The organism is Microbacterium sp. NPDC089695, from assembly GCF_044749085.1.
In the GTDB taxonomy this organism is placed as follows: Bacteria; Actinomycetota; Actinomycetes; order Actinomycetales; family Microbacteriaceae; genus Microbacterium.
Genome location: NZ_JBIVHG010000001.1, coordinates 1326928 through 1339769, shown reverse-complemented (window position 1 = coordinate 1339769; position 12842 = coordinate 1326928). Strand labels below are relative to the sequence as shown.

Sequence of the window (12842 nt, the reverse complement as noted above, 5' to 3'; positions counted from 1 at the left end):
TGCGTCTGAGAGCGTGTCAAGTTTTAGGCTAGCCTTGCCTAATGCGTCGCGTTTCTACCCTCCTGCTCGCCGCCGCTCTCGCGGTGGGCCTCGCCGCATGCGCCGACCCTGGTGCGACCGCCGCGCCGCAGAACGCCACGACGCCCGACACGTGCCCTCAGGCATCCGCGCCCCTGGCATCGCTCGATCTCGTCGACGACGTGCGCACCGCCACGGGTGTCTCGACGGCCTGCCTGTCGAGCCACGCCATCGAGCCCGTGAGCGACGACACCGCACCCGACCTCCCCGTCACGGTGACCGACAGCGAGGGGCGCGAGGTCGAGGTCGCCGACGTCGACCGCATCCTCCCGATCGACATCTCCGGCACGATCGCGTCCACGGTGTTCGCCCTCGGACTCGGCGATCGAGTCGTCGGGCGCGACTCATCGACGCAGTTCGTCGGCACCGAAGACCTCCCGGTCGTCACCAAGACCGGCCACACGCTGAACGCCGAGGCGATCCTCGAACTCGCGCCGTCGGTCATCCTCACCGACACCACGATCGGGCCGAAGGAGGTGCGCCAGCAGCTGCGCGACGCGGGCATCACGGTCGTCGTCATCTCGAGCGAACGCCGACTCGACACGACCGACGAGCTGGTGACCGAGATCGCCGCGGCGCTGGGCGTGCCCTCACGGGGCGCGGCGCTCATCGAGCGGCTGGACGCCGACCTCCAGAAGTCGCTCGCCGAGATCTCCGCTGTCGTCCCCGCCGCCGTCGAAGACCGGGCGCGGATGCTGTTCCTCTACGTGCGCGGCAACGCGAACATCTACTACATCTTCGGCGAGGACTCCGGCGCCGACTCCCTCATCGACGCGGTCGGCGGCGTCGACGTCGCGGGCGAGATCGGCTGGGAGGGCATGAAGCCGATGACCGCCGAGGCGCTCGTGGCCGCGCAGCCCGACGTGCTCGTCATGATGACCGACGGCCTCGAATCGGTCGGCGGCGTCGACGGGCTGATCGAGCGGATCCCGGCGATCGCCGAGACGCCCGCCGGCGCGAACGGCCGGGTGATCGACATGGCAGACAGCGAGATCCTCAGTTTCGGCCCACGGTCGGCCGAGGTGATCGGGGCGATCGCGCGCGCCCTCTACGCCCCGAACGCCGCAGCCTCCGAGTCCGCGAAGTGAGCGGCGAGGTCGTCACGCGCACCCCCGCGTCGCATCGGGCGCTGCGCTTCGCCCTCGTCGTGATCGGGCTCGTGGTCGCGCTCGTCGTGACGTGCGTCGCATCGATCGCGATCGGGCAGTACGCCCTGTCGCCGACGGCCATCGTCGGCGTGCTGCTCAGGGGCCTCGGCATCGACACGGTCTGGGCTCCCGCCGCGACGACCGACTACGGCGTGATCTACAACCTGCGCCTGCCGCGCCTCGTGCTGGGCCTGCTCGTGGGCGCCGCTCTCGCGGTCTCGGGCGTGCTCATGCAGGCGATCTTCGGCAACCCGCTGGCGGATGCCGGAGTGGTCGGCGTCTCCTCGGGAGCCGCGCTCGGCGCCGCCGCGAGCATCACGCTCGGCCTCGCATCCTTCGGGATGTGGACCACGCCGGCCTTCGCCTTCCTCGGCGGACTCGCGGCCGTGCTCGCCGTCTACTTCATCAGCCGTTCGGGCGGACGCACCGAGGTCGTGACGCTGCTGCTCACGGGCATCGCGATCAACGCCATCGCCGGCGCCGGGATGGCCTTCCTCACCTTCCTCGGCACGACCTCGACGCGCGAGCAGATCGTGTTCTGGCAGCTCGGCTCGCTCAACGGCGCCCTGTGGTCGAACGCCGCTCTGGTCGCGCCGCTCGTCGCGATCGGTGTGATCGTCGCGCTGATCGTCTCTCCGCAGCTCGATCTCTTCGCGCTCGGCGAGCGCACCGCCCGCCACCTCGGCGTCAATGTCGAGGTGCTGCGCATGGTCGTGATCGTCACGGTCGCCGTGCTCGTGTGCGCCGCGGTGGCGTTCGCGGGCATCATCGGCTTCGCCGGTCTCGTCGTGCCGCACCTCATGCGCATGCTGATCGGCCCCGCACACCTGCCGCTCATGATCGCGTCCGCCCTCGGGGGTGCGCTGCTCATCGCGCTCGCCGATCTCGTCGCCCGCACCGCCGTGCCGCTCGCTGACCTCCCGATCGGCATGATCACCTCGCTCGTCGGCGGGCCGTTCTTCCTCTGGCTGCTCGTACGCACACGTCGTCGGTCGGGAGGGTGGGCATGAGCGCGACCGACATCGCGGTGCGCCTCGCCGCGACCGGCATCACGGTGCGCGTGGGCGGCGGCCGCGCGATCCTCGACGAGGCGTCGATCGAGATCAGAGCCGGCGAGATCCATGCACTGGTCGGCCCGAACGGCGCGGGCAAGTCGACGCTGTTCGGCGTGCTCGCTGGCGATGTCCCGGCGGCATCGGGCGAGGTCTCCCTCGACGGGGCGCCGCTCGACGGCATCCGCGCCGCCGACCTCGCCCGCGCGCGGGCCGTGCTGCTGCAGGAGAACGCGGTCACGTTCCCCTTCACATCCGAGCAGGTCGTGCGCATGGGGCGTGCGCCGTGGGCGCGGATGGAGGCCTCGGCGGACGACGACGAGATCGTCGCGGCGGCGATGGCCGCGACCGAGGTGCTGCCGCTCGGCCCTCGGCCCGTCACCTCGCTGTCCGGCGGCGAGCGCGCCCGCGTCGCCCTGTCACGTGTGCTCGCGCAGAGCACCGGCATCCTGCTGCTCGACGAGCCGACTGCGGCGCTCGATCTCAAGCATCATGAAGACGTCATGCGTCTGGTCCGCGAGCAGGCGGATGCCGGGATCGCGGTCGCGATCGTGCTGCACGACCTGAACGCCGCCCTCGCGCACGCCGACCGCGTCACGCTGCTCGACGGCGGTCGCGTCGCCGCGACCGGGGCTCCCGCCGAGGTGCTGACGGCCGCGCGGATCGAGGCCGTCTACGGACAGGCGGTCGACGTGTTCCCTCATCCGCTCACGGGCGTGCCACTGGTCGTCGCGCGGCGCTGAGCTCAGGGACGCAGCGGCAGCACGTCGACCAGGTCGGCGCGGGTGCCGGAGGCGTGGATGCGGCCGGCCGCCGCGGCATCCGCCCAGTGCTGTGCGCCCGTCGCGACGGCGATCCAGGTCGCGGCGTCCATCTCGACGACATTGGGCGGAGTGCCGCGCGTGTGCCGCGGCCCCTGGATCACCTGCACCGCCCCGAACGGCGGCACCCGCACCTCGACGCTGTTGCCGGGAGCCTTCTCGTCCAGCAGCTGCAGCAGGTAGCGCACAGCCGTCGCGAGATCGGTGCGCGCGGGCGGGTTCCCCGCAGAGTCGGCGTCGCGCACGGCCGCGAGCGCGGCGCGGCCGTCGATGATGTCGATCCGGCGGGAGGGCATGCGTTCCAGGGTACGCCGCGGCGCGGCATCCTCCCGGTCCTCGCCTCGGAGAAACACGCCTCCCTCGGATGCTTTCGGCGCGCACGGCCGAGGAAGGTGCATGTCCCCGAGATCCGCGTCGGCCCGGATGCCGCGGCACGGGCATAGGCTCGACCTGATGAGCCAGAATGCCGAGACACTGCACGGCGCCCGCTCCGAGCTGCTCGCGGCCGCCCGGGATGCCGACGCCTGGGCGCCGCGGTTCCCTCCGAACGCGGGCGACGCGCACGCGGCATCCGTCCTGGTGCTGTTCGGCCGGCTCGACGGTATCCCGGCCCAGACCGACGAGCTGACCGTCGCCGCCGACCTCGATGTGCTGCTGCAGCGCCGCGCAGCCACGCTCTCGTCGCACCCCGGTCAGGTGTCGTTCCCCGGCGGTCGGCGCGAAGACGAGGATGCCGACGCCGCGGCGACCGCGCTCCGCGAAGCGCAGGAGGAGACCGGGCTCGACCCCGCCGGCGTCGAGGTGCTCGCGACGCTGAGCGAGCTGCCCCTCGCGGCGAGCAACCATGTCGTGACCCCCGTGCTCGCGTGGTGGCGCTCGCCGTCGCGCGTGGCGGCCGTGGATCACGCCGAGACGGTCGAGGTGTTCCGCGTGCCCGTCGCCCAGCTGCTCGACCCGAGCATCCGCTTCACCTCGACGATCCATCGGATGGGCCGGACCTGGCGCGGACCGGCGTTCGACGTCGACGGCACGATCGTGTGGGGGTTCACCGCCATGGTGCTCGACGCCCTGTTCGACGCGACCGGCTGGACGCAGGAGTGGGACCGCGGAGTCGAGCGCCCGATCGAGCTCTGACCCGCATCCGGTCGAGCCCCCGCCCCCGCTCGACTGCCACAACTCCGGAGAACTGAGGCATCTCGGCCCCGCAGACAGCTTTTCCGCGCCTCACGCGGCGTTCTTCCGGAGTTGTGGCGACCGCCCCGCCGAAACGTCGCGACGCGGCTCGGTAGGCTGGACGGGTGAAGATCCTCGTCCTCGGTTCCGGTGCCCGTGAGCACGCGATCATCCTCGCTCTGCGGGCCGAGCAGACGGAGCACGAGGTCTTCGTCGCTCCGGGCAACGCCGGCATCGCGCAGGATGCGACCCCCGTCTCGGTCGACCCGCTCGACGGCGCCGCCGTCACGACCTTCGCCAACGACCACGCGATCGACCTCGTGGTCGTCGGCCCCGAGGCACCGCTCGTCGCGGGCGTCGCCGATGTGCTGCGCGAGCGCGGCATCCCCGTGTTCGGCCCGGGGAAGGCCGCCGCGCAGCTCGAGGGCTCGAAGTCGTTCGCGAAGCGGATCATGGATGCCGCTTCCGTGCCGACCGGACGCGCGGTGCGCGCGACCACCTCCGCCGAGGTCGAGGCCGCGTTCGACGAGCTCGGCGCCCCGCACGTCGTGAAGGCCGACGGGCTGGCCGCAGGCAAGGGCGTCATCGTGACGTCCGACCGCGCCGAGGCCCTCGCGCACGCAGCGCAGTACCTCCCCTCGGGCCCGGTGCTGATCGAGGAATTCCTGTCGGGCCCCGAGGTCTCGCTGTTCTTCCTCAGCGACGGCGACACCGTGCGCGCTCTGAGCCCGGCGCAGGACTTCAAGCGCGCGCTCGACGGCGACGAGGGCCCCAACACGGGCGGCATGGGCGCGTACTCGCCGCTCCCCTGGCTCTCGGAGCAGTTCGGCAGCGAGCAGGCGTTCGTCGAGGAAGTCACGCGCGACGTGGCCCTTCCCGTGATCCGCCAGCTCGACGGCGAGGGCACCCCGTTCATCGGCCTGCTGTACGCGGGCCTCATCCTCACGCCGGCCGGTGTGCGCGTGATCGAGTTCAACGCCCGATTCGGCGACCCCGAGACCCAGGTCGTGCTGCCGCGCCTCATGACGCCGCTGTCGGAACTGCTGCTCGCCGCCGCCTCCGGCACTCTCGAAGACCAGCCCGAGCCGCAGTTCTCCGACGAGGTGGCGATCACGGTCGTGCTCGCGAGCGAGGGCTACCCCGAGGCGCCGCAGACCGGTCGGCCGATCGAAGGCCTGGCCGAGGCCGCACAGGTCGAGGGCGTGCGTCTCGTGCACGCCGCGACCGCGAGCCCCGATGCCCCCGGCGGATCGCTGGTCGCGACCGGAGGACGCGTACTGAACGTCGTGGCGACGGCATCCGACTTCCGCACGGCACGCGACCGCGCGTATGAGGCGATCGGCCGCATCCGTCTCGACGGATCGCACCACCGCACCGACATCGCCGCGCGCGTCGCGCAGTAGCCCGCGAGCCACCCCTCTGCCACCGAGCCACCCCTCTGCCACCCGTTCACGAGGGGGTGGTTCGCGCAGAGAGGAGTGGTTCGGCGCAGGAGGCGGCGACGCGCACTTGACACGCGCTACTTTCTTCAAGAAAGTTAGTGGATGCCGCTCCGCTCCGACTGGTCGACCGCCACGTGTCCGATCGCCCGCTCCGCCGATGTCCTCGCCGACCCGTGGGTGCTGCTGATCCTCCGCGAGATGTTCTCCGGCCGCACCCGTTTCGACGATCTGCGCGATGCGACCGGCGCGGCCGACTCCGTGCTCTCCCGCCGCCTCACGACGATGACCGACGCCGGTCTGGTCACGCGCGGCGACGAACGCGGCTACTCCCTCACGGATGCCGGCCGCGAGACGCTCCCGATCCTGCACGCCTTCGCGCAGTTCTCCCGCACGACCGATCCCGACGGCCCCTGGGGACTCACGATCTCGTGCGCGCGGTGCGGCCGGCCCGCGGCATCCGCCGACTGGTGCACGACGTGCGACGCGACGCTCGACACCGGCTCGACGCTGTGGGCCCGCCGCAGCATGGGCGGCGCGCCCTTCGCGCTGCTCTCGGGCACGACGCGGATGCCGGGAGACCCCGCGTGACCGCCGAGTCGGTCGAGGAGCCGACCGGCACCCCCACGCCCCGGCCGCGACGACTGCACCCCGCCTGGATCGTCGCCCTCGTCGCCCTGATAGCCCTGATCGGCGCCGCCGGGTTCCGCGCGGCGCCCGGCGTGCTGATGCTGCCGCTGCAGGACGAGTTCGGCTGGACGACGGCCGAACTCTCGCTCGCCGTCACCGTCAACCTGCTGCTGTTCGGCCTGACCGCCCCGTTCGCCGCCGCGCTCATGCAGCGCTTCGGCATCCGCGCGGTGACCGTGACCGCGCTGTTCGTGATCGGGGCGGGGTCGGCGCTGAGCGTCTTCGTCGCGACGCCCGCACAGCTGATCCTCACCTGGGGCGTCCTGATCGGACTCGGCACCGGGTCGATGGCGCTCGTGTTCGCCGCGACCATCACCGACACGTGGTTCGCAACGCGGCGGGGGCTCGTCTCGGGCGTGCTGACCGCCGGGAGCGCGACCGGTCAGCTGATCTTCCTTCCCGTGATCGCGACCTCGGCCGAGCAGATCGGCTGGCGCGGAGCATCCCTCATCATCGCCGGCGGTGCGCTCGCGGTCGTGCCGCTCGTGTGGATCTTCCTCCGCAACCGCCCGAGCGACCTCGGCGTCGGACGATTCGGCGAGGCGGCACCCACCGCACCGCCCGCCCCGCGCACACGGGGCAGCGCCTGGGGCGCCGCGCGCCTCGCCCTGACGACGCTCCGCGATGCCGCACGCACCAAGACGTTCTGGGCGCTGGCCATCGGGTTCGCGATCTGCGGCGCCACGACGAACGGCCTGATCGGCACGCACTTCATCCCCAGCGCTCACGACCACGGCATGGCGACGACGACCGCGGCGAGCCTGCTCGCCGTCGTCGGGATCTTCGACATCGTCGGCACGGTGTTCTCGGGATGGCTCACCGATCGGGTGAACCCCCGCATCCTGCTGGCCGCGTACTACGCGCTCCGCGGCGTGAGCCTGCTGTTCCTCCCGAGCCTGCTGTCGGCCGAGGTGCAGCCAAGCATCGTCGTGTTCATCGTGATCTACGGCCTCGACTGGGTTGCCACGGTGCCGCCGACCATCGCGCTGTGCCGCGAGGTGTTCGGTGACCGCGGCCCGCTCGTGTTCGGCTGGGTGTTCGCGGCGCACCAGGTGGGCGCCGGCATCGCCTCGGTGCTCGCCGGACTCGTGCGCGACCACACCGGCCAGTACACGATCGCGTGGTTCGCCGCCGCCGGCCTGTGCGCGGTCGCGGCACTCGTGAGCGCGACGATCCGCCGGCATCCCGCGCCGGTCGCGACCCCGACGCCCTGAGAGCCCCGCCGAACCACCCCCTTCTCACCGAACCACCCCCTCGGAGACGGTGCGCGAGGGGGTGGTTCGCGAACAAGGGGGTGGTTCGCGGGCGGAGGATGCCGGAGCTCAGAGCACCTTCGAGAGGAAGTCCTTCAGACGCTCGTTCTTGGGGGCGCCGAACAGCTCGGCCGGCGGGGCCTGTTCGACGACGACGCCGCCGTCCATGAACACCGTGCGCCCGGAGACCTCGCGCGCGAAGCCCATCTCGTGCGTCACGAGCACCATCGTCATGCCGCCCGAGGCGAGGTCGCGGATGACCTGCAGCACCTCGCCGACCATCTCGGGGTCGAGCGCGCTCGTCGCCTCGTCGAACAGCATGATCTCGGGGTCCATCGCGAGCGCGCGGGCGATCGCCACGCGCTGCTTCTGACCACCCGAGAGGGATGCCGGCTTCGCGTCGGCCTTCTCGGCGAGGCCAACCCGGTCGAGCAGCGACAGTGCGCGCTCACGCGCCTCGGCCTTCGACAGCTTGCCGGTCTCGACGGGCGCGAGCGTGATGTTCTCGAGCACGGTCATGTGCGGGAAGAGGTTGAAGTGCTGGAACACCATCCCGATCCGCTGACGCACGTCGTCGAGCTTGACGCTCTTGTCGGTGAGGTCGACGCCGTCGATCACGACGTGACCCGACGTGGGCTCCTCGAGCTTGTTCAGGCAACGCAGCAGCGTCGACTTGCCCGAGCCCGACGGGCCGATGACCGCGATGACCTCGCCGTCCTCGACCGTGAGGTCGATGCCCTTGAGCACCTGGTTGTCGCCGAACGACTTGTGCAGGTCTTTGACCTCGATCTTGCTCATGCGTTGAACTTCCTCTCCAGGCGATTGGCCAGCAGCGTGAGCAGCGTGATCACGACGAAGTAGATGATCGCGACGATCGTCAGCACCTGCGCCGACAGGTACGTCGAGGCGATGATCTGCCGCGACACGAAGGTGAGCTCGGCGAGGCCGATGACGCTGATCAGCGACGTGTCCTTGAGGGTGATGATGCCCTGGTTCACGAACGACGGGATCATGATGCGGAAGGCCTGCGGCAGCACGACCTTGCGCATGGTCTTCCAGTGCCCGAGGCCCAGCGAGCGCGAGGCCTCGTTCTGGCCGGGATCGACGGCCTGGATGCCGCCGCGGATGATCTCGGTCATGTACGCACCGGTGTTGAGCGACAGGGTGATCGCACCGGCGACGAACGGGTTGAACGTCAGCCCGGGGAAAAGCTGCGGGATGGCGAAGAACACGAAGAAGGCCTGCACGAGGATCGGTGTGCCGCGGAACACGAACACGTACGCGGTGGCGATCCAGCGGAACGGGGCGATGCGCGAGATGCGCCCGAACCCGAACACGAGGCCGAGGATGAACGCGGCGACGATCGCGACGAGGGTCGCGAGGATCGTGAGCCACAGGCCCTCCATGAGCGCCGGCCAGTACTTCACGGCGACGGAGAAGATATCGGTCGCCTGCGTGGAGCCGCCCTCGCCGTCCTCACCGGCGGACAGGTAGGTGTCGACGATCTCGTCGTACTCGCCCGAGTCCTGGAGGTTCGCAAGGCCGGCGTTGAACATCTCGATCAGCTCGGGGTTCATGCCCTTGTTGACCGCGAAGCCGTACTCGCCGCCGAGCTCCGGCTCGCCCACGAGACGGAAGCCGGATCCCTGCTGGATGCCGTAGGCGAGCACCGGGAAGTCCTCGAAGTAGCCGACGGCCTGGCCGGCCTTGACCGCGTCGACCATGTCGGTCGTGTCGGAGTATGGCGTGACGCGGAACCCGTACTGGTCCTGGTTGTCCTCGGCGAACGTCTGACCCTGCGTGCCGGTCTTGACCGCGACGGTCTTGCCGTCGAGATCGTCGAGCGACTCGATGTCGCTGGAATCGAGCACGCCGAGCTGGATGCCGCTCGTGAAGTAGGGGTCGCTGAAGTCGAAGACCTGCTTGCGCTCGTCGGTGATCGACATGCCGGCCATGACGGCGTCGACCTGGTTGGCCTGCAGCGCCTGCACGGCGGCGTCGAACCCGAGCTGGCGGATCTCGACCTCGAAGCCCTGGTCCTTCGCGATCGCGCGGAGGAGGTCCATGTCGATGCCGACGAGGTCGCCGTTCGGGTCGGTGAACTCGAACGGCGCGAACGTCGTGTCGGTGCCGATGACGTAGGTCTCGCCGGTGGTGTCTGCCGTGGCGGCGGTCGCGCCGCCCAGCAGCGCGCCGACCGCGACGAACGCGGTGAGCGCCATCGCGCCGGCGGTGCGGCCGAGCCGGCGCAGGCGCGCGGTCGCAGAGGTGGATTTCGGGATCACGACGGATGCTCCTCGGATCGGAAGGGGCGAACGGACTGCCGCCGAGCATCCACCCTACTTGGCGCGCGCTCCCGCCCCCGCGAGCTCGATCCAGTAGCGACGGAGCATCGCGTGCCCGTGCGCGCTCTGATCGCGCACGTCCTGCAGCACGCCGCCGGCCCCTTCGATCGTGCGGTACGAGCCCACGTTGTCGTCGTCGCACGTGATCAGCACCCGGTCGAGACCGATCTCGCGGGCACGGTCGAGGCCGAGCGCGAGCGCCGTCGAGGCGATGCCCTGGCGCCGCCGGGAGGGACGCACGGAGTACCCGATGTGGCCGCCGACCTCGCGCAGGAAGTCGTTCAGCTCGTGCCGGAACGACAGGAAGCCGACGACCTCGTCGCCGTCGACGACCCAGTACAGATCGTTGTGCACGGCGCCCTCGGGCAGTTCGGCCTCGGTGTCGGCGAGCACCTCCGACTTCGCGACCAGAGCGTCGAGCGTCTCACGGTCGGGGGTGGCCGGCGCCTGCAGGCCCGATCCGTCGATGTGCACCTCGCCGAACTCGCCGACCGCCGCGGCCCAGCTGTCGAACAGGGCGGGCGTGGGACGGACGAGGGAGATGGTCATCGCTCGATCCCATCACACCGACCCGCGTTTCGTCTCGTCGCTGCGCTCCTCGCTCAACGACCGGGGAGGCACCCTTCCGGTCGTTGAGCGAGCGCAGCGAGACGAAACGCCTCAGGCGGCCGGTGCGGGATCCGTCACCGGCGCGGATGCCGGAGCATCCACCGCCTTCGGCGCACCGCGCAGGAACAGGGCCGCGATCAGGCCGATCACGATCACGCTCGCCGGCAGGAGGATCGCCTGCGACATCGCCGCGGCGAACCCGTCGGCGACCGGAGCGGGAAGCGCTCCGCCCGAGCTGATGGAGCCCGCCGAGTCGCCCATGCCCGGGAGGTTCGCCTCCAGCCGCGCCTGCATGAACGTCGCGATCGCGGCCGAGCCGATGACCGAGCCGATGGTGCGGGTCGTGTTGTAGATGCCCGCCCCCGCGCCCGCTTGGCGCATCGGAAGACGACGCGTCGCGGTGGTCGCGAGCGGTCCCCACATGCCGGCGCTGCCGATGCCGAGGAGCGCCGAGGGGAACAGGAACATCCAGATCTCGCTGTCCATGTTCACGAGCGACGAGTACCAGAGCAGCGCCGAGCCGAAGATCACGAGCCCGGGGATGAGGATGAACCGCGGGTCGGTACGGTCGAGGATGCGGCCGGCGACCGGCGCGAGCACGCCCGAGAACACCGCCATCGGGATCATCAGCAGCGCCGCCTGGGTCGGCGTGAGTCCGCGGGCGATCTGCAGGAAGAACATGAGCGGCAGCGACATGCTCGTGACCGCGAAGCCCACGGTCGCGATCGCGATGTTCGCTCCCGAGAAGTTGCGGTCGCGGAAGAGGTCGAGAGGCACGAGGGCCTCGCTCTTCGTCTTCCACTGCTGCAGGATGAAGATGCCCAGCACGACGATGCCGGCGATGATGAGGCCCCAGACCGAGATCGGCCCCCAGATCACGCCCCAGTCGTACTTCTCGCCCTCCTGCAGTCCGAACACGACGAGGAAGATCGCGGCGGCGCTGAGAACGACACCGAGGATGTCGAAGCGATGCGGGTGCGTCTTGAGCTTCGGGACCAGGATCCACGCGGCGACGAAGGCGATCACGCCGACCGGCAGGTTGACGAAGAAGATCCACTCCCAGCCGAAACCGTCGACGAGCACGCCGCCGAGCAGCGGGCCCACGAGGGTCGCGACGCCGGCCGTCGCGCCCCACAGGCCCATGGCGGCCCCGCGCCGGTTCGGCGGGAACGTGCGGGTGATCACGGCCATGGTCTGCGGCGTCATGAACGCGGCGCCGAGACCCTGCACGGCGCGGGCGGCGATCAGTCCCTCCAGGGAGGTGGAGAGACCGCACCACAGGGAGGCGAGCGTGAAGATCGCGAGACCGATCAGGTAGATGTTCTTCGGGCCGAAGCGGTCGCCGAGGCGACCCGTGATGAGCAGGGGTACGGCGTAGGTGAGCAGATAGGCGCTCGTGACCCACACGACGTTGTCGAGGTTGTTGGTGTTCGGGTCGAGGGCGGCCTTGATCGCGGGGTTCGCGACCGAGACGATCGTCGTGTCGACGAGGATCATGAAGAATCCGATGACGAGCGCCCACAGAGCGGGCCAGGGGCTCGCGGGCGCGTGGCCGGCGGCGAAGGGGCCGGTCTGGGGCCCTGCGGCCTGTCGGGAGTCGGTCATTGCTGTGCAGCCTTTCGCTGAGCGAGGTAGCGGTCTGAATCGATGAAGGCGGACGGCCCCCAGGGGAGGTCGTCGCCGTCGAGACGGGCGAGGAGCGTGTCGAGCCAGCGCAGTTCGGCGTCGAGCAGCACCTCCTCGCGTTCGATCTCGACGAGCACCTGGGCGGGGATGCCCTTGGCTCTGGCCTTCGCCAGGCCGTGGTGGTGCATGTCGTGGGCGTCGACGAGGGCGGCGCGACGCTCCTGGAGCAGCGCGCGCACGTCGTCGCGTTCGAGGTTGTGGGACTCGGCGAGCGCGATGCGGAAGTCCGTCTCGCGGTCGACCCGGGGGAGCTCACGGCGCACCCAGGCGATGACGGCGTCTCGTCCGGCATCCGTCAGCGTGTACGTCGTGCGTTCGGGGCGGTTGCCGTCGCGATCGATGCCGATCTCGTCGATCAGACCGCTCTTCTGCAGCCGCGAAACGGTGTGGTAGAGCGTGCCGTTCGTGATGGTGAGCAGTCGATCGTCGTGGCGCGCCCGCAGCAGGCGCACCATCTCATAGGGGTGCATGTCGGCTTCGCGCAGCAGCGCGAGCACCATGACCCCCATGGGCGTCAGCGTGTCGATCGGCTCTTTCACGTCGCCTAC

At 70.6% G+C, this 12842-nt stretch carries 13 protein-coding genes; 7 read left to right on the top strand and 6 right to left on the bottom strand.

Annotated features, from left to right (window positions below; all coding sequences use genetic code 11):
* Positions 1–41: 41 nt before the first annotated feature.
* Genes ACIPYT_RS06615 through ACIPYT_RS06605 form a run of 3 tightly spaced genes read left to right on the top strand, consistent with a single transcriptional unit; the run spans position 42 to position 3021 of the window.
* Positions 42–1166: a hemin ABC transporter substrate-binding protein gene (locus ACIPYT_RS06615; protein WP_401071835.1), complete on the top strand. Its 1125-nt coding sequence runs from the start codon at positions 42–44 to the stop codon at positions 1164–1166.
* Positions 1163–2236, top strand: a complete 1074-nt coding sequence (locus ACIPYT_RS06610; RefSeq protein ID WP_401071833.1) for a FecCD family ABC transporter permease — start codon at positions 1163–1165, stop codon at positions 2234–2236. The genes ACIPYT_RS06615 and ACIPYT_RS06610 overlap by 4 nt, the downstream gene beginning before the upstream one ends.
* Entirely contained in the window at positions 2233–3021 is a 789-nt protein-coding gene (locus ACIPYT_RS06605) for a heme ABC transporter ATP-binding protein (RefSeq protein WP_401071831.1), read from the top strand. The genes ACIPYT_RS06610 and ACIPYT_RS06605 overlap by 4 nt, the downstream gene beginning before the upstream one ends.
* A gap of 2 nt (positions 3022–3023) precedes the next feature.
* Here the strand turns inward: ACIPYT_RS06605 and ACIPYT_RS06600 are convergent, their stop codons facing one another.
* Positions 3024–3395, bottom strand: a complete 372-nt coding sequence (locus ACIPYT_RS06600; RefSeq protein ID WP_401071829.1) for a sterol carrier family protein — start codon at positions 3393–3395, stop codon at positions 3024–3026.
* Between the two features lie 157 nt (positions 3396–3552).
* Between ACIPYT_RS06600 and ACIPYT_RS06595 the strand changes: the two genes are divergently transcribed.
* From ACIPYT_RS06595 to ACIPYT_RS06580, 4 genes are all read left to right on the top strand, one after another.
* Entirely contained in the window at positions 3553–4233 is a 681-nt protein-coding gene (locus ACIPYT_RS06595; RefSeq protein ID WP_401071827.1) for an NUDIX hydrolase, read from the top strand.
* 164 nt (positions 4234–4397) lie between these two features.
* The gene (gene purD, locus ACIPYT_RS06590; RefSeq protein ID WP_401071825.1) at positions 4398–5675 is read left to right on the top strand and encodes a phosphoribosylamine--glycine ligase; all 1278 of its coding nucleotides are present in this window, start codon (positions 4398–4400) and stop codon (positions 5673–5675) included.
* A 141-nt stretch (positions 5676–5816) separates the two neighbouring features.
* Positions 5817–6302, top strand: coding sequence for a winged helix-turn-helix transcriptional regulator (locus tag ACIPYT_RS06585; protein WP_401071823.1), 486 nt, complete (start codon positions 5817–5819; stop codon positions 6300–6302).
* Positions 6299–7615 (top strand): MFS transporter, encoded by a 1317-nt coding sequence (locus tag ACIPYT_RS06580; protein WP_401071821.1) that lies wholly within the window; start codon positions 6299–6301, stop codon positions 7613–7615. Before ACIPYT_RS06585 ends, ACIPYT_RS06580 begins: the two co-directional genes overlap by 4 nt.
* A gap of 108 nt (positions 7616–7723) precedes the next feature.
* On the opposite strand, the gene ACIPYT_RS06575 is transcribed toward ACIPYT_RS06580, so the two are convergent.
* The 5 genes from ACIPYT_RS06575 to ACIPYT_RS06555 all read right to left on the bottom strand — a co-directional run bounded on the left by ACIPYT_RS06575 (position 7724) and on the right by ACIPYT_RS06555 (position 12833).
* A complete protein-coding gene (locus tag ACIPYT_RS06575) occupies positions 7724–8452 on the bottom strand; it encodes an amino acid ABC transporter ATP-binding protein (protein ID WP_401071819.1) in 729 nt (242 codons plus the stop codon).
* Complete coding sequence (locus ACIPYT_RS06570; protein ID WP_401074757.1) at positions 8449–9876, bottom strand: amino acid ABC transporter substrate-binding protein/permease; 1428 nt, start codon at positions 9874–9876, stop codon at positions 8449–8451. The genes ACIPYT_RS06575 and ACIPYT_RS06570 overlap by 4 nt, the downstream gene beginning before the upstream one ends.
* 117 nt (positions 9877–9993) lie before the next feature.
* Entirely contained in the window at positions 9994–10548 is a 555-nt protein-coding gene (locus ACIPYT_RS06565) for a GNAT family N-acetyltransferase (RefSeq protein ID WP_401071817.1), read from the bottom strand.
* Positions 10549–10659: 111 nt separating this feature from the next.
* A complete protein-coding gene (locus tag ACIPYT_RS06560) occupies positions 10660–12213 on the bottom strand; it encodes an MFS transporter (protein WP_401071815.1) in 1554 nt (517 codons plus the stop codon).
* The gene (locus tag ACIPYT_RS06555; protein ID WP_401071813.1) at positions 12210–12833 is read right to left on the bottom strand and encodes a PadR family transcriptional regulator; all 624 of its coding nucleotides are present in this window, start codon (positions 12831–12833) and stop codon (positions 12210–12212) included. The genes ACIPYT_RS06560 and ACIPYT_RS06555 overlap by 4 nt, the downstream gene beginning before the upstream one ends.
* Positions 12834–12842: the final 9 nt, after the last annotated feature.

Excerpts from the sequence above, each read along its gene's own strand:
- ACIPYT_RS06565 (WP_401071817.1), bottom strand. The coding sequence starts at position 10,548 with ATGACCATCTCCCTCGTCCGTCCCACGCCCGCCCTGTTCGACAGCTGG.
- ACIPYT_RS06605 (WP_401071831.1), top strand. The coding sequence starts at position 2,233 with ATGAGCGCGACCGACATCGCGGTGCGCCTCGCCGCGACCGGCATCACG.
- ACIPYT_RS06595 (WP_401071827.1), top strand. The coding sequence starts at position 3,553 with ATGAGCCAGAATGCCGAGACACTGCACGGCGCCCGCTCCGAGCTGCTC.
- ACIPYT_RS06585 (WP_401071823.1), top strand. The coding sequence starts at position 5,817 with ATGCCGCTCCGCTCCGACTGGTCGACCGCCACGTGTCCGATCGCCCGC.
- ACIPYT_RS06560 (WP_401071815.1), bottom strand. The coding sequence starts at position 12,213 with ATGACCGACTCCCGACAGGCCGCAGGGCCCCAGACCGGCCCCTTCGCC.
- ACIPYT_RS06600 (WP_401071829.1), bottom strand. The coding sequence starts at position 3,395 with ATGCCCTCCCGCCGGATCGACATCATCGACGGCCGCGCCGCGCTCGCG.
- ACIPYT_RS06615 (WP_401071835.1), top strand. The coding sequence starts at position 42 with ATGCGTCGCGTTTCTACCCTCCTGCTCGCCGCCGCTCTCGCGGTGGGC.
- ACIPYT_RS06570 (WP_401074757.1), bottom strand. The coding sequence starts at position 9,876 with ATGGCGCTCACCGCGTTCGTCGCGGTCGGCGCGCTGCTGGGCGGCGCG.
- ACIPYT_RS06575 (WP_401071819.1), bottom strand. The coding sequence starts at position 8,452 with ATGAGCAAGATCGAGGTCAAAGACCTGCACAAGTCGTTCGGCGACAAC.